Origin of the sequence: Staphylococcus croceilyticus, from assembly GCF_002902575.1 — a bacterium.
GTDB lineage: Bacteria > Bacillota > Bacilli > Staphylococcales > Staphylococcaceae > Staphylococcus > Staphylococcus croceilyticus.
On sequence record NZ_PPRD01000011.1, the window covers coordinates 1 to 21,131 of the forward strand.

General features: G+C 33.6%; 20 protein-coding genes. 2 read left to right on the forward strand and 18 right to left on the reverse strand.

Translation table 11 applies throughout. The features are described from left to right. Positions 1 to 109: 109 nt before the first annotated feature. Positions 110 to 553, forward strand: coding sequence for a MarR family winged helix-turn-helix transcriptional regulator (locus tag CD128_RS02475; protein WP_103328503.1), 444 nt, complete (start codon positions 110 to 112; stop codon positions 551 to 553). A 235-nt stretch (positions 554 to 788) separates the two neighbouring features. After that, on the forward strand, positions 789 to 1,205 hold the full coding sequence (locus tag CD128_RS02480; RefSeq protein ID WP_103328504.1) for an Hsp20/alpha crystallin family protein: 417 nt from the start codon (positions 789 to 791) through the stop codon (positions 1,203 to 1,205). A gap of 55 nt (positions 1,206 to 1,260) precedes the next feature. On the opposite strand, the gene CD128_RS02485 is transcribed toward CD128_RS02480, so the two are convergent. The 18 genes from CD128_RS02485 to CD128_RS02570 form a co-directional block, all read right to left on the reverse strand. After that, positions 1,261 to 2,436: a nitrate/nitrite transporter gene (locus CD128_RS02485; RefSeq protein WP_103328505.1), complete on the reverse strand. Its 1,176-nt coding sequence runs from the start codon at positions 2,434 to 2,436 to the stop codon at positions 1,261 to 1,263. A 263-nt stretch (positions 2,437 to 2,699) separates the two neighbouring features. Beyond that, positions 2,700 to 3,353, reverse strand: coding sequence for a nitrate respiration regulation response regulator NreC (gene nreC / locus CD128_RS02490; RefSeq protein ID WP_103328506.1), 654 nt, complete (start codon positions 3,351 to 3,353; stop codon positions 2,700 to 2,702). A gap of 21 nt (positions 3,354 to 3,374) precedes the next feature. Beyond that, entirely contained in the window at positions 3,375 to 4,409 is a 1,035-nt protein-coding gene (nreB, locus tag CD128_RS02495) for a nitrate respiration regulation sensor histidine kinase NreB (RefSeq protein ID WP_103328507.1), read from the reverse strand. Between the two features lie 9 nt (positions 4,410 to 4,418). Further along, positions 4,419 to 4,868: a nitrate respiration regulation accessory nitrate sensor NreA gene (nreA, locus tag CD128_RS02500; protein ID WP_103328508.1), complete on the reverse strand. Its 450-nt coding sequence runs from the start codon at positions 4,866 to 4,868 to the stop codon at positions 4,419 to 4,421. Positions 4,869 to 4,888: 20 nt separating this feature from the next. Then, entirely contained in the window at positions 4,889 to 5,572 is a 684-nt protein-coding gene (gene narI, locus CD128_RS02505) for a respiratory nitrate reductase subunit gamma (protein ID WP_103328509.1), read from the reverse strand. Then, entirely contained in the window at positions 5,565 to 6,140 is a 576-nt protein-coding gene (gene narJ, locus CD128_RS02510) for a nitrate reductase molybdenum cofactor assembly chaperone (RefSeq protein ID WP_231917248.1), read from the reverse strand. The genes narI and narJ overlap by 8 nt, the downstream gene beginning before the upstream one ends. Beyond that, positions 6,133 to 7,686 carry a nitrate reductase subunit beta gene (gene narH / locus CD128_RS02515; RefSeq protein WP_103297960.1) on the reverse strand — a complete coding sequence of 518 codons (1,554 nt, stop codon included), beginning with the start codon at positions 7,684 to 7,686 and terminating at the stop codon, positions 6,133 to 6,135. The genes narJ and narH overlap by 8 nt, the downstream gene beginning before the upstream one ends. Continuing rightward, positions 7,676 to 11,359 carry a nitrate reductase subunit alpha gene (locus tag CD128_RS02520; RefSeq protein ID WP_103328510.1) on the reverse strand — a complete coding sequence of 1,228 codons (3,684 nt, stop codon included), beginning with the start codon at positions 11,357 to 11,359 and terminating at the stop codon, positions 7,676 to 7,678. The genes narH and CD128_RS02520 overlap by 11 nt, the downstream gene beginning before the upstream one ends. 248 nt (positions 11,360 to 11,607) lie before the next feature. Continuing rightward, positions 11,608 to 12,549, reverse strand: coding sequence for a uroporphyrinogen-III C-methyltransferase (gene cobA, locus CD128_RS02525; protein ID WP_103328511.1), 942 nt, complete (start codon positions 12,547 to 12,549; stop codon positions 11,608 to 11,610). Continuing rightward, entirely contained in the window at positions 12,540 to 12,854 is a 315-nt protein-coding gene (gene nirD / locus CD128_RS02530) for a nitrite reductase small subunit NirD (RefSeq protein ID WP_103328512.1), read from the reverse strand. The genes cobA and nirD overlap by 10 nt, the downstream gene beginning before the upstream one ends. Before the next feature lie 3 nt (positions 12,855 to 12,857). Next, positions 12,858 to 15,269 (reverse strand): nitrite reductase large subunit NirB, encoded by a 2,412-nt coding sequence (gene nirB, locus CD128_RS02535; RefSeq protein ID WP_103328513.1) that lies wholly within the window; start codon positions 15,267 to 15,269, stop codon positions 12,858 to 12,860. 234 nt (positions 15,270 to 15,503) lie between these two features. After that, positions 15,504 to 16,217 (reverse strand): sirohydrochlorin chelatase, encoded by a 714-nt coding sequence (locus CD128_RS02540; RefSeq protein WP_167797504.1) that lies wholly within the window; start codon positions 16,215 to 16,217, stop codon positions 15,504 to 15,506. Between the two features lie 161 nt (positions 16,218 to 16,378). Continuing rightward, positions 16,379 to 17,200: a formate/nitrite transporter family protein gene (locus CD128_RS02545; RefSeq protein ID WP_103328514.1), complete on the reverse strand. Its 822-nt coding sequence runs from the start codon at positions 17,198 to 17,200 to the stop codon at positions 16,379 to 16,381. A 136-nt stretch (positions 17,201 to 17,336) separates the two neighbouring features. Further along, positions 17,337 to 17,519: a hypothetical protein gene (locus tag CD128_RS02550; RefSeq protein WP_103328515.1), complete on the reverse strand. Its 183-nt coding sequence runs from the start codon at positions 17,517 to 17,519 to the stop codon at positions 17,337 to 17,339. A 69-nt stretch (positions 17,520 to 17,588) separates the two neighbouring features. Further along, entirely contained in the window at positions 17,589 to 18,056 is a 468-nt protein-coding gene (locus CD128_RS02555; protein ID WP_103328516.1) for an SRPBCC family protein, read from the reverse strand. Positions 18,057 to 18,179: 123 nt separating this feature from the next. Then, positions 18,180 to 18,695, reverse strand: a complete 516-nt coding sequence (locus CD128_RS02560) for a YceI family protein (protein ID WP_103328517.1) — start codon at positions 18,693 to 18,695, stop codon at positions 18,180 to 18,182. Positions 18,696 to 18,832: 137 nt separating this feature from the next. After that, positions 18,833 to 20,380 (reverse strand): zinc ABC transporter substrate-binding lipoprotein AdcA, encoded by a 1,548-nt coding sequence (gene adcA / locus CD128_RS02565; RefSeq protein WP_103328518.1) that lies wholly within the window; start codon positions 20,378 to 20,380, stop codon positions 18,833 to 18,835. A 138-nt stretch (positions 20,381 to 20,518) separates the two neighbouring features. Further along, complete coding sequence (locus CD128_RS02570) at positions 20,519 to 21,115, reverse strand: thioredoxin domain-containing protein (RefSeq protein ID WP_103328519.1); 597 nt, start codon at positions 21,113 to 21,115, stop codon at positions 20,519 to 20,521. Positions 21,116 to 21,131 lie beyond the last annotated feature (16 nt).

Here is a 21,131-nt window from a genome sequence, read left to right on the forward strand (position 1 = left end):
TATAGAGATATTTGCGCTCTTTTTATACAAAAAATGCGGTTAATGAAACAATCAATTTGTTTCATCAACCGCATTTCTCATAGAACCAATATGTTAAGGGGGGATAAATATGTATGTAAAGGACAGCTATTTAAGTAAACAATTATGTTTTTTATTATATGTAACTTCAAAAGAAGTTATTAAAAAGTATACTTACTATTTAAAAAAACATGATTTAACATATACAAGTTTTATGGTTGTTATGGCTATCGAAGATGACGAAAAAATAAATATAAAATCTCTTGGCCAACGCGTCTTTTTAGATTCTGGAACTCTTACACCTCTCTTAAAAAAATTAGAGAAGAAGGGCTATGTTATACGTATGCGTGAAAAAGAAGATGAACGCAATTTACAAATTTCTTTAACTGAAAATGGTAAAAAGATTAAGCCCGTATTAGAATCTATTTCAGAACAAGTATTTGAAGACTTCAACTTTACTAAGGAAGAAGAAGATGAACTTGTTCATAGATTACGACACGTCATTACTAACAATTTCGCTAATGCACTAGAATAAATAATAATACATGACAAAAGCATACATCTTATACTTTCGTTTTCATTTTTGACTTATATAAAAGACTTTATACATAATTTGCAAACTTTTGTCATGTTCTTTTCCATTCCACATTTTTACATACTACTTTCAATTGCTTTTACTTTACGTAAAGATACACTCTCTATATAATGAAATTGAAAATTTCCACTAAATAATTGTGATTTCAACTCTTATATAAAGGAGAGAATATATAATGAATAATAGAGAATTCTTTGAGCAATCTATTTTTAAAAATAATCCTAAAGATGTATTTCGCGATTTAGGTGAGCAAGTATTTAATCAATTCTCATCAAAGACTTTCCCAACAAATATTTATAATCAATCTAATCAATATATTTTAGAAGCTGAATTACCAGGTGTTAATAAATCAGAAATTGAGTTAACTTATGAACATTCAACACTAACTATTAAAGCGCAAAAACACGTTTCTGATCAATCTGGTAAAGTTCAGCTTAGCGAACGCGCTAATGGTGAACTTGTAAGGCATTTTGAATTTGATGATATCGACAAAACTCAAATCAAAGCAAGTTACACTGACGGGATTTTAGTGGTTATTCTACCTAAAGAAACTTCAGACGAAGATAATACTACTAAAATTACAATTGATTAGCAAACTAAAAAAACGTAGGATTCATTTTCATTAATGTTTCCTACGTTTATTTTTATTATTTTGTTGTCATCAGGGGTCTATTATATTCTTTTTTGTATAAATGACCCATTGTAATAAAGGCTATAATGCCAAAAATTGCTAATAGAATGAAAGCTAAATGACTTGAACCTGTTAAGTTTGATACATATGTGATAACTAATGGTGGGAAGAAGCCACCTAAACCACCCATCATTGAAACGATACCGTTAGCAGCACCAGATTCTTTCGCAAAATAAGAAGGAACTAATTTAAACACTAATCCATTTCCTAAACCAGCACATACGCTAATAGTTAAACAACCAATTGTAAATAATGCGATGTGATTTGAAATACCTAATATAATCGCACCTACAATCATAACTACAAAGTCAATCATTAATACTTTCACCGCGTTAAATTTATCCCCTAACACGCCTCCAAGTGGTCTTAAGAATGTTGCTAAAGCAATAAACACGCCCGATCTAATCCCTGCATCTACTTTATCGATTCCGAAATTATGTACTAAGTAGTTAGGTAAGAATAAACCAAATGCTACAAATGCCCCGAAAGTGATAAAGTACCATAAACTTAAATAATATAATTTATAATTTGATGATAGCTTTTTAATCTGCGACATTAATGGAACTTTCACTTTAGGTTCTTTATTGTCACCTAAGATAAACATTAAAACCGCAAATAGCGCAATGATAATTAAGTAACTTCTAACTGTTGTTTGCCAACCAATAATCCCTGCAATCGGTGGTGCTAAGAAAGAAGATACTGCAGTTCCTAAATTCCCTACTCCATAAATACCATTAGCTAAACCTACTTTGTCTTTTGAAAAGTATTTAGGAACTGATGTTACACCAACAGAGAATACTGCTCCTCCAACACCTAAGAAGAATCCTGCTAACATTAGCATGCCAGGTGTTTGGGCTTGTCCTAATAAAAAGATAGGAAATAGCAATACTATAAAGCTACAAAAGAAGACCCATTTTGCTCCAACGATATTAGTTAAATATCCAAATGGTACACGTAAAATAGAACCTAAAATGACTGGAATAGCTAAAATGATTGATAGCTGTTCTGGAGAGACTTTAACATCTTGAGAAATATACGGCATTAGTGGAGAAATAATACTCCAAGCCATGAATCCCACTACAAGACTCAAAGTTTGTAATGTAAGTTGAAAACCACCCTTATTTTTATTCATTTTTTCACCTTCACTATTTCTTTTTTCTTTATCAGTAATTGTTATATAAAAGAGGTCAAAAATTATATTTCAATCACATTACTGATTACATTTGTATTGTAGTTAATTTGTGAAAAAATGAACATAAGGACTTTCCCTTATCATAGTAAGGAATCCCCCTATATTTCTCTTATATATTTTTACATAAAAATATCGCCATGAAGACACTTCAAATTCTCGTTTTCTTCATGGCAATTCAATAGATTCTATATAACCTTTTCAAATTAAAACTCTAATAATTTTTTCTTCAATGCATATTCTACTAATTCTGGTTTAGACTTTAATCCCAATTTAGTCATAATATGCGTTTTATGTGCTTCAACCGTTTTAACTGAAACGAACAATTTCTCTGCGATATCTTTATTACCATAACCTTTCGCGATTAATGGCAATATTTCCAGTTCTCGTTTAGAAAGTATTTTAAAAGGATCATTCGTCGATGCCTCGTCTATATTTGAATGATTAACAAATTCATTGACTAACGACGTCGTTAATTTCATGTCTACATATGTTTCACCTTTATATACCGTACGTACTGCTAATAGTAACTGTTCATCTGGTGAATTTTTTAAGATATATCCTTTTGCCCCATTGCGAAGTACATGAAATAAATATTCTTCATCGTCATACATTGTTAATATTAATATTTTTGTTTCAGGAAAACTTTCTGCAATTTTGCTTGTCGCAATCAACCCAGATTCGCCTGGTGGCATGCTCAAGTCCATAATAAGAACATCAGGTTTATATTCCATTACTTTTTGATAAGCCTCTACCCCATCAGCAGCCGTCGCAACAACTTCCATGTCTTCCTGGAAATTTAATATCATTGAAAACCCAGTTCTAACAACCGCATGATCATCTGCAATTATAATTCTCAATTCAAATTCCCCTAACGTACCCTAAAGTGGTATTTCTAATGTAATAATTGTCCCTTTTCCAATGTGTGTTTCAATATCCACTTTGCCTTTGACAAGTTCAGCTCTTTCATTCATCCCATATAATCCTAACCCTGTCCCTTGTGGTTGTGAATTAGGATTAAATCCTGCTCCTCTGTCTATAATCTCCGCTATTAAATTATGTTCAGTTTGTTGCACTGAAACATCCACTGAATTAACACCAGCATATTTTAAAGCATTGAAAATAGCTTCTTGTACAACACGATAGACAACAGTTTCTATTTCACTATTGAATCGATGATTTTTAATATTGGATTGATAGATAATTTCTAATCCATAATTTTCTTCAAACTGTTTAAAATAAGATTTAAATGCCGCTTCCAATCCCAAATCATCTAGAGAGGATGGTCTTAATTCTACAGATAAATTACGGATATCATTGATTAAATGAGACATCAAGCTTTCTATGTGCTCTGATTTTTCAATGAGTTGTGACATCTCTTGTTGATATTTCAATAATCGTAATTCAACATCAATATTAAGCATTTCTTGAACCACACTATCATGCAATTCCCTAGAAATTCGCTTTCTTTCATTCTCTTGTGCAGAGATTGTTTTACGTAACATCTGACGTTGATACATCTTTTCTTGACGCTCAATTTGAGGTGAAATATCTTGTAGTGTAAATGCGTAAATTTGTTCATCTTCATCAATACATTGATAAGAAGCAGTAAAAGGTTGTACTTTATTATTCACTGTCTTCATAAACACTTGAAAGTTTTTATCATTAGGTGTTGATGTATCTAAATAACAATTGATACAACTTTTTAGTGCAAATTCATTGGAATACCCTTCACAACGTCTACAGATTGCATCCGTCATGACGCTGTAATTGTTATCAAGTGAGATAATTTCTTGAGCTGCTTCATTCATCGCAATCACTTTGCCATCATTATTAATAAAGACAATTTTTTCATTTGTTTTTTCATAATACTTTTTAAGCAAATGTTCTATAGTGTTATCTTGAATATTTAGCACATTGATCACCTACATTTCTTCAGTAAATGCCCATAACTTACCACTAATATTTAAATTACGATCACTAGGAAGTGGCTTTTCGTCACGTTGCCCTAATAATAACACACCATATACTTGTTGATTGTGACATAGAGGTATCGCAATCACTGCTGTCAATTCTTCACTAATTAAAATAGGATATTTAATTTTTTCTTCAGGTGTTAAAGTTTCTGAAACTTGCGACATGACCATTCGTTTCCCTGTTTTCATCACCATGCCAGCTAATCCACGGCCTTTTCTCAAAATAATTAATTTATAACGATCATTTAAACTTCCAGATACATAACGCCATTTAATAGGAGAAGAAGTAGAAGAATATTCATATAATGCTACGCCGGCAAAATCATACCCTTCCTCTATTCGTAAACGATTTAATTCGTCTTGAAAAGCCTCTTCCTTTATCACGGGTTCAATGGGCATTTGAGTATCTCCTTTCATCATCATGAGCGTGTTTTATGTCTGCGGTAAACGATATATCTTCTATTCGTATAAGATAAAGGTATACTCCACACATGTACTAGTCGAGTAAATGGCCAGCAAGCTAAAATGGTAAATCCAAGTAAAATATGAATCTTGAATGATAGCGGTACGTCAGTCATTAAACTCGCATTAGGTGAAAATGTGAAGAGATGTCTGAACCAAATAGAAATCGTTTGACGATAATCAAAATCACTTACCATTGCGTTCGTTACTAAAGTTGAATAACAGCCCATGAAAATAATTAATATTAATAAAAAGTTAACAAAAATATCTGAAGCTGAACTTAATCTTCTAACATTTTTGATAGTTAAACGTCTTGCTGTTAAAAGAAACATACCAATAAATGTCATTATACCAAAGATACTACCGATATAGACAGCACCAAAGTGGTACATTTCTTCACTTACACCTAAGCCATCTATCCATTTAGCTGGAATAGCTAAACCAACTACATGACCGAAGAATACTGGGATGATACCCAAATGGAATAATAAACTTCCCCATTTTAGCTGTTTCTTCTCGATTAATTCACTTGATTTAGCTGTCCATGAAAATTGATCATACTTGTAACGTGCAATATGACCTACTACAAAAATCGCCACACATAAATATGGAAAGATAATCCATAAAAATTGATTAAGCATGAGACGTCACCTCATTTGGAATATTTAAACATGCTTTAAGTGTATTGCGCAGCGCACGAATCACATACGCATATGGGTTATTATCTTGTGCCAGTTGGTTCGCCATTTCATACGTACCATCTTCAATAATCATAATGACGAGTTCAATGTTTCCTTCAGCACGTGGATCATCTTGCCATTGTGCTACATGTAAAAATTGCAACATTAAAGGTAGATAATCTGATAACTCATTACTTGCCATCTCTAAGCCAAACATTTCATATAAAACTTTCAATTTAGCTAACATTTGACCACGTTCTTTTTGCGTATCAAATTTATTGTAAGTCATATAGAGTGGCGTTTTTTTATTGAAATCAAATGTATCTGTATAAATTGCTTTAATTTCTGATAATGAGAATTGATGCATCATCTCACGGTATTTTACTAAATCTTCATAGCCAGGATGAGATTCATCAATTGTTTCATTAAACGTTTTTGGATGGAAGGTAAGCTTTTCAGGAAAATTAAGCTGCTGCGCGATATAACCAAAACTCTCTTGATAGTAATGAAATTGTTGTAAATTAATCACGGAAAATACCTCCATAGAAATTATCATTATAAATTTCTTGTCCTGTTTTTCCTGAACCTACTGCTACGCCACAACCTTCACAATTATCTCCGAAGTATTCTCCTCCATATCCTTGGCTACCTTGTGCGTGATACGTATCTAAATACGTTTCTTTATGAGATGTTGGAATAACGAAACGATCTTCATATTTTGCTAAACCTAATAAACGGTACATTTCTTGAATTTGGATTTCTGATAAACCAAGTCGTTCAAGTTTATAACTATCGAAATCTTTACCAGTAATTTGAGAGCGCATGTAACTTCTCATCATAGCCATTTTTTGAAGTGCTTCTTTAACAGGTTGTACATCGCCTGCTGTAAATAAATTAGCTAAGTATTCGATTGGTAAACGCATTTCTTCAATCGCTGGGAAAATCATATCTGGATTTTGGCCAGCATTTTTCCCTTCAAAATAACTCATGATAGGACTAAGTGGTGGGCAATACCAAACCATAGGCATTGTTCTATACTCTGGATGTAATGGGAACGCAATTTTATATTCAATTGCTAATTTATACACTGGTGAATTTTGTGCTGCTTCAATCCATTCATAGCTAATACCATCTTTTTCAGCTTGTTCAATCACTTCTTCATCAAATGGATTTAAGAAAATGTCTAATTGTTTTTCATATAAGTCTTGTTCATTTTCAGCAGATGCAGCTTCCTGTACTCTATCAGCATCATATAAAAGTACGCCTAAATATCTCATTCTACCTACACATGTTTCTGAACATACTGTAGGTAAACCTGCTTCAATTCTTGGGAAACAGAATGTACATTTTTCTGCTTTATTTGTCTTCCAGTTGAAGTAAACTTTTTTATAAGGACAACCTGTCATACAATAACGCCAACCACGACATGCATCTTGGTCCACTAACACAATACCGTCTTCGTCACGTTTATACATTGCACCTGAGGGACAAGAAGCAACGCAGCTAGGGTTTAAACAATGTTCACATAAACGAGGTAAATACATCATAAATGTTTCATCAAATTGGAATTTAATATCTTCTTCGATTTTTTGAATATTAGGATCTTCTGGACCTGTAATATGCGCACCTGCTAAATCATCTTCCCAGTTAGGACCCCATTCAAGATCCAATTTATCTCCTGAGATGATTGAATGAGCTTTAGCTACTGGTGAATGTTTGCCTTCTTTCGCAGTTGTTAAATGTTCATAATTATATGTCCATGGTTCATAATAATCTTTAATGAGAGGCATATCAGGATTGTAAAAGATTTTACCTAAAGCTATTTTTGATAATCGACTACCTGATTTAAGTTCTAATTTTCCTTTTTTATTTAAGACCCATCCACCTTTATAGTGTTCTTGGTCTTCCCATCGTTTCGGATATCCTACACCTGGTTTAGTCTCTACGTTGTTAAACCACATGTATTCTGCACCTGGACGGTTAGTCCAAGTATTTTTACATGTAACGCTGCAAGTGTGGCAACCTATGCATTTATCTAAATTTAACACCATTGCAATTTGCGCTTTAATCTTCAAGCCAATTTACCTCCTTCATTTTTCTAACAGCTACGTAAACATCTCGTTGGTTTCCAATTGGGCCATAATAGTTAAAGTGATAACTAATTTGTGCATAACCACCTACAAGTTGCGTAGGTTTTAAGTGAATTCTTGTTGGTGCATTGTGTGAACCACCACGTGTATCAGAAATTTCTGAGCCTGGTGTTTCAATATGTTTATCTTGCGCATGATACATAAACATTGTGCCTTTAGGCATACGGTGTGATGTGACAGCTCTCGCAGTGACGACACCGTTACGGTTATAAACTTCTAACCAATCATTATCATTAATGCCATGTTCTTCAGCATCCTCATTTGATAACCACACGACTGGGCCACCTCTAAATAATGTCAACATACGTTCGTTATCTTGATATGTTGAGTGAATATTCCATTTACCATGTGGTGTAAGGTAACGTAATACTAAAGCATCTTGTCCACCTTTTACTTTCTTATCTCTTGTGCCAAAGACCATAGGTGGCAACGTTGGTTTATATACTGGTAAACTTTCTCCAAATTGTTGGAAGACTTCGTGATCGATGTAATAACTTTGTCTACCTGTTAAAGTTCTGAATGGTACTAAACGTTCAATATTTGTTGTAAATGGAGAATATCGACGTCCATTTTTATTTGAACCTGGGAACACAGCGGTTGGTATTACCTCACGAGGTTGTGATGTAATATTTAAGAATGAAATCTTTTCTGACGCGCGTTCTTTAGAAATATCTTTTAGTTCCATACCTGTTTGATTTTCTAAATCTTCATATGATTTTTGCGATAATTTACCATTCGTTGCTGATGAAATATTTAATATTGCATCAGCTACTTTACGTGCGGTATCAATACGTGGGCGATTATTTCTTACTGAGTTTTCATCTTCATCATTCCAAGTACCTACCATACTTTTCAATTCATTGTATTCATCTTTTACTTCATAACTTACGCCATGCGCACCTACTTTTGCTTTTTCAAGTAAAGGTCCTAAAGTGACGTATTTATCATAGATTTTTGTGTAATCACGCTCTACAATTGAGAAGTTTGGCATTGTTTTTCCTGGAATAGCTTCAACTTCACCTTTAGACCAATCTTTGACAATACCATATTCTGAGCCAAGTTCTTGTTTAGAGTCATGGCCTAGTGGTGATGTCACAACATCTTTAAATGTGCCTGGCAAATAATCTTTAGCCATTTCAGAAACTGCTTTACTTAATGTTTTATAAATATCCCAGTCTGAACGTGATTCCCATAATGGATCAATCGCTGGATTGAATGGGTGCACGAATGGATGCATATCTGTTGATGATAAGTCATGTTTCTCATACCAAGTGGCAGCTGGTAACACAATATCTGAATAAAGTGGGGTGGCTGTCATACGGAAGTCTAGTGATACGAGTAAATCTAATTTCCCAACTGTATCTTCGCGCCATTTAATTTCTTCTGGTTTATCGTCTTCATTAGGTTCAGCCATTAAACCTGAACGTGTACCTAATAAATGTTTCATGAAGTATTCTTGGCCTTTAGCTGAACTTGAAATTAAATTTGATCTCCATACAAACAATGTTTTTGGATGATTTTTTCTTAAATCTGGATCTTCAACCGCAAATTGCGTTTCTTTATTCTTAACAGAGTCAATCGCTCTTTTTAAAATTGCTTCATTAGAGTCATCGCCCGCGTCTTTAGCTTCTTCCCCAAACAATAAGCTGTTTTTATTGAATTGAGGGTATGAAGGTAACCATCCTAATCTCGCAGCTGTCACATTGTAATCAGCTGGATGTTGGTGCTTAATATTTTGAGCTAATGGTGATTTTAATTTATCAACATTTGATTCTTCATATTTCCATTGGTCTGTCGCGAAGTAGAACCAACTTGTACCATTTTGTAAACGTGGTGGACCTTGCCAATCTTTTGCAAAAGCGACTGTATTCCAACCTTCAATAGGGCGACATTTCTCTTGTCCAACATAGTGTGCCCAACCGCCACCATTTACACCTTGGCAACCACATAATAGAACTAGGTTTAAAACAGCACGGTAAATCGTATCAGAATTGAACCAGTGGTTAATACCGGCACCCATAATAATCATTGAGCGTCCTTTAGTATCAATGGCATTTTGTGCAAACTCTCTTGCCACTTGTGTGATTAATTCAGGTTTAATACCTGTCACATCTTCTTGCCAAGCTGGTGTATATTTAGATGCTTTATCGTCATATGATTTTGCTTCTAATTCATGATTGAAACGTTTAATTCCATATTGACTTGTCATCAAATCATAAACTGTCGCTACATATACTTCTTTACCATCTGCTAATGTTACTTTTCTTGTAGCAATCGGTCTTTCAAAGATGCCGTCTCCTTTACTGTCAAAGTATGGGAATTGAATTGTTTTAAGTTCATAATCTTCCTCAGCCATTGACATTGCAGGATTTATTTTAGTGCCATCTTCTGTTTCTAATTTCAAATTCCATTTTTTACCTTCTTCCCAACGTTGGCCCATTGTGCCATTTGGTACTACAAACTGATGACTAATTGTGTCATGAATAACTGGTTTCCATTCACTATTGTCACTTTCCATTCCTAAGTCGCTTGCACGTAAGAATCTTCCTGCTTTATAACCATTTTCATCTTCATCCAACATAATCACGAAAGGCATATCTGAATATTGTTTAGAATAGTTGATGAACATGTCACTAGGATTATCTTCATAAAATTCTTGTAAGATAACGTGTGTCATGGCTTGTGCTACTGCAGCATCTGTTCCAGGATTTGGTGCTAACCAGTTATCTGCAAATTTAACGTTCTCAGCATAGTCAGGTGCTACCGAAACAACTTTAGTTCCTTTGTATCTTACTTCTGTCATAAAATGGGCATCCGGTGTACGTGTTAATGGTACGTTAGACCCCCACATAATGATGTAAGAAGCGTTGTACCAGTCACTTGATTCTGGCACGTCTGTTTGTTCACCCCAAATTTGTGGAGAAGCAGGTGGTAAGTCAGCATACCAGTCATAGAAACTAAGCATTTCCCCGCCTAGTAAATTAATGAATCTTGCCCCTGCTGCATAACTAATCATCGACATTGCTGGGATTGGTGTAAATCCAGCTATTCTATCTGGTCCATCCTTTTTAATCGTATATAATATTTGAGCAGCAATAATATCAGTGACATCTTTCCAATTAGAACGCACATGACCACCCATACCACGTGCTTCTTTATACGTTCTAGCTTTGCCTTCATCTTCAACAATTGATGCCCATGCCGCAATACGGTTACCGTTGTTTTCTTCTAAAGCTGTTGTCCATAAATCTAATAATTTACCTCTAATATAAGGGTATTTAACACGTAACGGGCTATATTCATACCATGAAAATGACGCACCACGTGGACATCCACGAGGTTCAAATTCAGGCATGTCTGGTCCACAACTAGGATAATCAATTTGTTGATTTTCCCATGTGATGACACCGTTTTTAACGAAGACTCTCCATGAACATGATCCTGTACAGTTCACGCCATGTGTCGTTCTGACTACTTTGTCATGACTCCATCTTTCACGATACATTTTTTCCCATTCTCTACTTTTACTTTCAAGTACTGACCAATTACCATTAAATTTTTCAGTTGGTTTAAAAAAATTTAATCCAAATTTTCCCATTTATATAAATCCTCCTACCGATCAAGGTATTTAGCTTGTTACGTTATATGTTAATTGCTTATTAATTTAAGTTAATTGTACATTTTTTCACAAAGTAAATATATTAGGGAAATACCTATTTCATATAGCAGAATCCCTATAAAAATATATGCGACGTCGACCAATTTTCAATAAATAAAAAAATAGTCATACAGAAATGATTAATTTATCAGTTTCTGCATGACTATGTTATTTCGATTAACTATTTATTATTCCGCTTCAATATATTTAGACTGATGCTGATCTATAATACTTTGGTATAACTGTTGTTGTGATATATGATAACTGTCATCATACGCAAGTAGACAGTGTTGTCCCTTTTCCGAAAAATCTTCAGCAGTTAATAAGGCTTCATCTTTCGGACCATTAATGACATATAAAGTTTCATCGTGCTGTGCTTCACATTGTTCCGCTTTATCCTTATCAATATAATCAACCATCGCACCTAGAATACAAATACCTGGTTCACTCTCTAAATTAAGCTGTTTCAACTGATCTTCAATCGTACTGAGCTTATCGATAATGACCTTCTGATTATAGCAAGTTGCATTAAATACAATCGCAATCGAATAATCTTCATTAGTGTAGGCAGTGATTTGCTTAATGATATGACCCAATCGTTTGATACCCATATAAATCGCTAATGTACCACCATTAATGAGATTACGAATGTCAGTTTCATGGTTAATTGAATCTTTGAAGTGACCTGTTGAGAATGTCACACTAGGCGCAATACTTCGCATCGTTAGACCTATATCCATGTTAGCTACGGCTGCACTTGCGGACGTTACACCCGGAACAATCTCATATGCAATACCATGCGCTTTTAAGGTATCGATTTCTTCAGTGACACGTCCAAAAATAGCGGGGTCGCCACCTTTTAAACGAACGACGACGTGATGTCTTTTAGTCGCTTCCACAATCTTTAAATTGATTTCTTCTTGTTGAATATGTTTCGCATAAGGCTTTTTACCGACATCTATTACTTCAGCTGAAGGTGGTGCATATTGAATAATTAATGGATTAACGAGACGATCATACAGTATCACATCTGCTTTACGAAGGATACGTTCTGCTTTTTTAGTTAACAGGTTAGGATTACCTGGACCTGCCCCGATTAAATAAACTTTCGGTTCTTCAATTACAGACATACGTAGACGTCTCCGTCATGTACTTCGACTTTATATGTTTCTACGCAACCTGTGTCTGGTTCTTGGACTTCGCCGTTTCTTAAATCAATCTTTTGATCATGAAGTGGACAATATACAAATTCGCCACTTACTGTCCCTTCTGATAAAGGCCCTTGTTTATGTGGACAAATATTATTAATAGCGTGAATTTCCCCACTCTCTGTTAGGAAAAGGCCAATCTGTTTACCATCAACAATCACTTTCTTCCCGATTAACGGTGTTAATTCTTCTAAAGTAGTCACTTTTACTTTTTCCATTGCTTTCATCCTTTACACCTTCTCAACTTCAAAGATTTTTTGTGCGTCTTTATTTTCAACGATAGCTGACCAAGGTTCGCCATGACCATCAATTGCTTTTTTAGCATCCATAATTCTATCGAATAATTCTTGTTGTCTTTCAGGATCAAGTAAGACTTCTTTAACATTGTCAAAGCCTAAACGGTTAAGCCATGGCGCAGTTCTTTCAGCGTAAATACCAGTTTCTCTGTAATACTGCATTAAAGCACCACATAATTGAATCACTTCATCTTCTGTTTCAACAGTAGTTAAGAGTTTACCAACTGTTACATCAGTACCACCGTTACCTCCAATGTAAATTTGGTAACCATTTTCTACAGAAATCACACCAAAATCTTTAACACCTGATTCTACACAACTGCGTGGACAACCAGAAACACCCATTTTAAATTTATGAGGTGTATCGATATATTCAAATGTTTTTTCTAAACGAATACCTAAACGTGTAGTATATTGTGTACCGAATCGGCAGAATTCTTTACCTACACAACTTTTAACTGAACGCGTCTTTTTACCATAAGCTGAAGCAGAACGCATGCCTAAGTCTGCCCACACTTTAGGAAGTTCTTCTTTTTTCAAGCCGTATAAACCAACACGTTGTGAACCAGTGACTTTCACTAAAGGCACGTTATATTTCTTAGCTACTTCGCCTAATCGAATTAATTGATCCGCATCTGTCACGCCACCACGCATTTGTGGAATAACTGAGAATGTACCATCGTTTTGGATATTGGCATGGTAACGTTCATTCGCAAAGCGTGATTCTCTTTCGTCTTGATGGTCATGAGGGTAAACCATATTTAAGTAATAGTTGATAGCTGGACGACATTTTGGACAACCATTTTTATCTTTAAAATCAAGTACATGACGTACTTCTTTAGATGTTTTAAGCCCTTTTGCTCTAATTTGCGTTACAATTTGATCACGTGTTAAATCAGTACATGCACAAATACCAGTTGGTTTCGCAGCCACGAAGTCATCACCTAATGTACATTGTAATAGTTCACCGATTTGACCTTTACATTTACCACAAGAGTTACCTGCTTTAGTCGCTTTTGTCACTTCATCAACAGATGTTAAACCTTTTGTAGTAATCGCATTAACAATCGTTCCTTTATCGACGCCATTACAACCACAGATGGTTTCATCATCAGCCATATCAGCGATTGAAGTTGATGCCTCTTCGCCACCTTTATGCAGTAAAGATACTAACGTATAATCTTCTAATGATTCATTTTTCTTCATCATGTTATAAAATCTTGAACCATCATCAGTATCCCCGTATAATACTGCGCCAACCACTTGTCCGTTACTTAAATAGACTTTTTTGTAAATGTTATCGACGCTGTTAAAGATTTCGATGCCGTGGACGTCCTCATTTTCAACAATTTGACCTGCACTATATAAATCACAGCCAGAGACTTTTAATGAAGTAAATGTAGTAGAACCTTGATAACCATCTGTCTCTTTACCAGTTAAAAAGTCCGCAAGCACTTTACCTTGTTCATACAATGGAGCTACTAAACCATATACTTTACCAGCATGTTCCGCACATTCACCTACAGCATAAACATTAGGATCAGATGTTTGTAAATAATCATTTACGACGATACCTCTGTTCACTTCTAAACCTGCTGATTTTGCCACACTAGTGAATGGACGTATACCAACAGCCATAACTACTAAATCTGTTTCAATCACACGGCCATCAGCTAATTTAATCGCTTCAACATCTTTATCACCAATGATTTCTTTCGAATTCGCTTGTAGTTCAATATTCATACCTTGACGTTCTAAATCTGCTTTCAACATTTCGCCCGCTTTACGGTCAAGTTGCATTTCCATTAACCATTCAGCTAAATGTAAAACCGTAACATCCATTCCTTGGTCCATTAAACCACGTGCACATTCTAAACCAAGTAAGCCACCACCGATAACCACTGCACGTTTTTTAGTTTTAGCTATTTCAATCATGCGTTCAGTGTCTTCGATTGTGCGCCATCCGATAACACTAGGTAAATTTGAACCTGGAATAGGTAATACAAATGCGCTTGAACCTGTCGCAAAAATACAAATATCGTATTGAACTTCTACGCCCTTAGAAGTCATCACAGTTTGGTTTGTTCTATCTACTGTTTCTACTGGATCATCCACAATTAATCGAATGTTGTTTTCCTCATACCATTCATAAGGATTCATAATTGTTTCTTCGACGGTCATTTTCTTTTGTAAAATATTAGACAACATAATTCTGTTGTAGTTTGGATAAGGTTCTTTGCCGATGATTGTAATATCAAACATTGAGTCTGAGCGTTCTAATATTTCTTCTATTGTTCTAAGGCCTGCCATACCATTACCAATCATTACAAGCTTTTGTTTAGTCATAAAATATGCCCCTTTTACCACTTAATATTTAATTATTTATAATGATTAAAATTATAAATTTATTATTATTGCGAATTTGCAACTACTTTCTTCACTGTCATTTTATAACATTTTTGGCTATTTTTGTGATTTTTTTCACATATTTTTAAAAAGTAGGGATTTCCCTAATACTTTATTTCTTACTTTAAATATGAAAAAACTCCCCTACATTGTCATGCAAGGGAGTTCTAAATATTATACATGTAGTTGTTCTAATCGTTCACTAATAATTAGCTTAAGTATGTTATCGAAATTAATGGACGGCGTTATATGTAGTGTACCTTCAATATCCATTTCGGAAATCAGACGTTTCACTTTATTCACTAATCGGCCATCATATAGAAACATTGGCACAACAATTAAGTCATCATATTCACGTGATAATTGGTCGAGGTCATTTCTAAATGTAATATCTCCGTATAACGTACGGCAATAAATCGGCACTTCTTGAGTTAACTTTTCACCAAATTCCTTAAGTTCATCGTGTGCTTTAGTATAAGAGAAACTGCCGTGCGCAATTAACACAATCGCATAGTTTGTTGTAGCATCAATATGTACGTCATTGATGCGTTTTTCAACTAAACCTACCATGTAATCATGCGTACCAAGAGGCTCACTGATTTCATAACGAATGTTAGGATGCGCTTGCTTAATGCTTTCTAAAATATTTGGCACATCGACAATATAATGCATCGCTGAAAAAATTAATAAAGGCACTACTTTGAATTCTGTTTCACCTTGGTCAATCAATCCACCAATCGTATTTTCGATACTTTTTTCTTCACTTTCAATAAACGCCAATTCATAATTATATGTTTCATCGCTTAATAGACGATCTAGAAAGTCACCTAGTGCTTTATTTTGGTCCCCTTTACGCATACCGTGTGCGACTAAAATATTTGCTACCAATTCCCCTCATCCCTTTCTTTTTGAAAATGAATTACTAATATGTAACATCTGAATGTAACAATAGTTAATGTTGATTAAAATGATATGTTTTTCTATGAGTTAAGTCAACGTAAAAAACGAGATAATTTCTCATTATACTGAAATTATCTCGTCATAATTTTTTATTTTGTACTAAAACTATCGCGTTTACCATTTAAATAAGCGTATACAAGACCTACAAAGATGCCCCCACCGATGTAGTTACCGATAAATGCGAAAACGACATTTTTTAATACGTCTAACCATGATAATGCATCAATATTATAGAACATCATTCCGGCATATAAACCAGCGTTGAACACAACGTGTTCGTAGCCCATAAATACGAAGACAATAACACCAACAGCAATAAAGAATGCTCTTGCAAGTCCTTCTTTAAATAACATTGAAACGTAAATGCCGATGTTAATAAAGAAGTTACAGAATATGGCTTTAATTAAAATGTTTAACCATGATGATTCTACTGTTTTAGCATGAACAGTTTTGCTTAAAGCCGCAATCATCTCCGGCGTCATAATATGTGTGCCTTTCATTAAAAAGAATAAAATAAATCCACCAATGATATTTCCTAAGAAACAGAATAAGAAAATGACGATCATTTTATTAACTGTAATTGCTTTATAGTACCAGCCCACTGTCAAATACATAAAATTACTTGTCAGTAACTCTGAATTTGTTAGAACGATTAATACTAATGCTAAACTAAATGAAATAGCACCTAATAAGTTAACTAATCCCTCATTTGTCCCCGCAAATTGCGTTTTAACAGCTAACATGAATACGGTCACTATTGCTAATAAAAATCCTGACATCATTGCTTTCAACAAATATCTTCCAGGTGTTTTCTTAGCCATGACTTGTTTCATTTGAACTTGGCCTACTGCAGATTCAACTATATCTCTTGTAGTATATGTATCTTCTACATTTTTATGATTTTCCAACATCTATTACTCTACCCCCACACTATATGAATGTATGATTTACAATTATATATAAATTATTAGTAAAGAGGTAGAACAATTTGAATTTTTCCAAAAAAATCGATATGTAGTTTTTGGTTAAACTACATATCGATAATTATTAGCGTGTGCGTTTAAATTTAGATAAATAATGTAAACCACCCGCAAAAATACCATATCCTAGTGCTGTTCTTAAAACATATTTGACAGCGCCATTATTTAGGCATTTTGAATTAAATAATAATGTAGGAATTAATGTACTTACTGAAAATAATGCAAGCACTTTTAAATAACGTTGTTTCATCATATCATCCTCTTTTCACTTACATTATAACTTAAAAATTCTTACAAAAATTGACATCCTTATGACTTTTTATTTTTCCAACAATTTATCTAATTGATCAAGCGTAGAATTCATTCCCGCTTCTACTCCCATGTTAATGGCTTGTTGTGCCGCTTCTTTTGTTGGAAATTCAGAAGTAGACGTTACAGTAGTACGATTGGCCTCATCTTTGAACTCCATAAAGATATGCATACCAGGTAGGCGTGTGTCTTTCTCACCTTGAGGCGTCGCAAAGAAATCGAAATATTCAATGTGATGTGGTTTGTTCACTTTTTTATATTCTGTAAGTGTGTAACTTGTGTGTTCAGGCGTTTTGATGGCAAAGAATGCTTGTCCGCCAGTAACAGCATTAAACTTAAATACTTTTGTTGTTGCGCCTTGTGGATGAAACCATTGTTCAAATAATGCTTTCGTTGTGTAAGCATCAAAAACTTGTTCAACTGGTGCATCAAACGTTCTTGAAAATATAATTTTATTATCTTTAATTTTAATCGTCATTATTTAATTCCCTCATTTTCAAAAAGCTTTATTCTTACAAAATTTAACAATTTCTCTCTATAAATACAACAAAAAAACAGACAAGGCCGTCACCTCGTCTGTTTAGATAGATTGTTAGAAATACTATTCTTCAATAGGAAATTCTAGGTCAAACTCAACGTCTAATGATTTACCTAATAAGAAACCACCAGTTTCTAATTGTTGATTAAATGTAATACCATATTGTTCACGGTCGATTTTACCAGTAATTACTAGACCAGCTGTATTTTTACTGTTTAAAGGATTTAAGCTGATGCCTTTAAAGTCTAAATCAAATGTTTCTTCATGAGTTTGATCTTTCATAGTTAAATTACCAGTTACTGAATGGTCATCGACTTTAGTAATTTCAAATTTAATTTCTGGATATTGTTCAACATCTAAGAAGTCCGCGCTTTTAAGATGGTTATCACGGTCTGCTACTTTAGTATCGATTGAATTTGCTTGTACTGTAAAAGTCCCTTGTAATGAGCTTAAGTCATTGAAATCACCTGTAATGTTAGCATCGAAGTCATTAAAACGACCTTTAACATTTGATACTACTAAGTGTTGAATAGAAAAGTTTACTCCTGAATGCACTGGATCTAAATTAAAATTAGCCATGTTTGCATACCTCCAATAATTAAATGATGAAACTACTAAAATCTGTTTCATATTTGTATATTTTTTATACTTAGTATATTAAATGAACTAATAAGAAAATACAAGTAGAAAGACTCGATTTTAAAAAAATTTATTTTTTAATGTTCTAACATTTCATGTTCAATTTCATCTTTATTTAAATGAGCTGGATAATACGTTGGCCAATGATCCATTTCTTTTAACAATTTGTTATTATCATTTCCCATGAAAATGTGGAAGTGTTCCGCTTTTTTAGGATAAATATTATGATCGCTAAATTGTACATAAGTAGGAAGATGGTTATTTTTATCTTCGCTATTTACTAATTTAAAGATATATCTCACACCACGGTTCCCTTTTTTATAATCTAAAATTTTGTAGCCCACGTATTCGTATTCTCCTGTTTCTGTTTTCCCATTTTTAGTAAAACTAATATGATTACCTTCAATATTTATATTTGAAATATCAGTTTTATAACCATTTTCGTAATATTTTTTATATTCTTGAGTAGATTTAGATGAATCCTCTTCGGCTTTATGTTTCATCACTTTATCTAAATCACCATTTTTTAAATATGGATAAACAGATTGCCACTTGCCGGCATAATCAGATAATTGACGATCTTTTACTTGATTATCTTTGAAATAGCCTTCTGAGATAGCTTTATCATATTTATGTTCCGCTTTAGGATCCTTTAATTTTGTATTCGTATTTAAAGCTTTATCTAACGCTTTAATATTGTCATGCATTAATTTTTGGTAACTAATATTTTTATCTTTAAGTTGTTCTTTATTTAACGACTCCATATTATAAAATTTTAAAGGTTCTGCATTAGTTTCTTTACGGATAGTTTCAGTAACTTTATTTGCTACATTGTCTTCATAGAGTATGTATTTAACATTATTCTTTTTAATTTCTTTCACTAATTTTGTCAGTTCTTTTTGTGATGGATCTTCTGCATTCATATTTTGAATACCTTTTTGGATAAAGCCATAACGATTTGCAATATAGCCTAGTGATTCATGAGAAATAAACACAGCATTTCCTTGTTTATCTTTAGTAACCTCTTTCATTGATGCATCAATATTGTTTAAATCGCCCATTAATTTTTTATAGTTTTTTTCATATTCATCTTTATGTTGAGGATCTTTTTTAATTAACTGATCTTTGATTTCTTTAGCAAAGACTTCATCCATTTTTGGATCTAACCAAACATGAGGGTCATAGCCTCCGTGATGATGGTGTTCATGACCTTTTTCGTGTTCATGCTCTTCGTCTCCATGTTCATGCTGGTCAGTTAATAATTTTGATTTATCTAATCCTTTTTGAAGTGATAATTTCTTTTTATCCTCTTTTATTGTGCCAGCAATTTTCTTTGCAACTGGATCTAAGTCATCACCTGTATAAACAAACAAATCAGATTTATTTGCTTTTAAAATGTCTTTTTGTGTAGGTTCATAATCATGTAAATCTGTACCAGCTGGATAAATTGAAGATACATTCACGTGGTCTCCACCGATTTGTTCTACAAAAGATTGTAGTGGATAAACTGTTGTCGTTATATTAATCTTTCCGCTTTTCTTCTCCTCACTATCCTCTTTGCCACAAGCCACTAAGCTAAGTACTAAAATTGTAACTAATACAGCAATACTTAAAACTTTTTTCATGTCCTCCCTCCTAAATAGTAATGGTTACGATTTAAAAGTATAGACGTTATTTCTTTAAATAGCAAGTACGTATTAAAAAAAAGAGTGTATTAAATTCAACTGTGAATTTAATACACTCTGTTTATACTATTCATGTGATTATAAATATTTTTTCCAGTTTTCTAGCTTGTATGGATCGTCTACTTTTTTACCATTAATAAATACTGTTGGTACAGATTTGATGTGGTCCTCTTTTGTCTGTTTTTTCTGTTCCTCTGCTTTTTTCCATGCATCACTATTTTCTGTTTTATATTCTTTTTTAATACTTTCTTTGTCATTTTGTGAAATGTCTAATTTATCAATTTCTTTGTCTAAGAAGTCTTCAGTTAACCATTTTTTATCTTCATCTTGTTGTTGTGCATAAATGTTATGTTGGAAAGTTAAATATTCTTTAGGTGCAATTTTTTCTACTGCATTACCAGCTCTTGATCCTACTATAGAATCTTTTGCTAAAAATCCTGCATTCACAAATTGATATTCTACTTTATTTGTATCAATATATTTTTTTTCGATGGTAGGCATCACTTTTTCTTCCACTTTTTTACAATACGGACATTTATAATCTCCATATTCAACGATTAATATTTTGCCATTCTTAGTTTTAGGTGGTGTTTGTTCTTTCTTGTTATTAGAACATGCACCAATAACTAGAAGTAGCAATATAAATGCGCCACCTGCTAATAATATCTTTTTCATAGGTGCTCCTTTAATA

Bases quoted from the DNA above. Each gene is read 5' to 3' on its own strand.
- CD128_RS02480 (WP_103328504.1), top strand. From the start codon at position 789: ATGAATAATAGAGAATTCTTTGAGCAATCTATTTTTAAAAATAATCCT.
- narI (WP_103328509.1), bottom strand. From the start codon at position 5,572: ATGCTTAATCAATTTTTATGGATTATCTTTCCATATTTATGTGTGGCG.
- cobA (WP_103328511.1), bottom strand. From the start codon at position 12,549: ATGTCTGTAATTGAAGAACCGAAAGTTTATTTAATCGGGGCAGGTCCA.
- CD128_RS02475 (WP_103328503.1), top strand. From the start codon at position 110: ATGTATGTAAAGGACAGCTATTTAAGTAAACAATTATGTTTTTTATTA.
- CD128_RS02560 (WP_103328517.1), bottom strand. From the start codon at position 18,695: ATGGCTAATTTTAATTTAGATCCAGTGCATTCAGGAGTAAACTTTTCT.
- nirB (WP_103328513.1), bottom strand. From the start codon at position 15,269: ATGACTAAACAAAAGCTTGTAATGATTGGTAATGGTATGGCAGGCCTT.
- CD128_RS02545 (WP_103328514.1), bottom strand. From the start codon at position 17,200: ATGTTGGAAAATCATAAAAATGTAGAAGATACATATACTACAAGAGAT.
- CD128_RS02570 (WP_103328519.1), bottom strand. From the start codon at position 21,115: ATGAAAAAGATATTATTAGCAGGTGGCGCATTTATATTGCTACTTCTA.
- adcA (WP_103328518.1), bottom strand. From the start codon at position 20,380: ATGAAAAAAGTTTTAAGTATTGCTGTATTAGTTACAATTTTAGTACTT.
- nreA (WP_103328508.1), bottom strand. From the start codon at position 4,868: ATGCCCATTGAACCCGTGATAAAGGAAGAGGCTTTTCAAGACGAATTA.
- CD128_RS02520 (WP_103328510.1), bottom strand. From the start codon at position 11,359: ATGGGAAAATTTGGATTAAATTTTTTTAAACCAACTGAAAAATTTAAT.
- CD128_RS02485 (WP_103328505.1), bottom strand. From the start codon at position 2,436: ATGAATAAAAATAAGGGTGGTTTTCAACTTACATTACAAACTTTGAGT.
- CD128_RS02555 (WP_103328516.1), bottom strand. From the start codon at position 18,056: ATGACGATTAAAATTAAAGATAATAAAATTATATTTTCAAGAACGTTT.
- nirD (WP_103328512.1), bottom strand. From the start codon at position 12,854: ATGAAAGCAATGGAAAAAGTAAAAGTGACTACTTTAGAAGAATTAACA.
- CD128_RS02550 (WP_103328515.1), bottom strand. From the start codon at position 17,519: ATGAAACAACGTTATTTAAAAGTGCTTGCATTATTTTCAGTAAGTACA.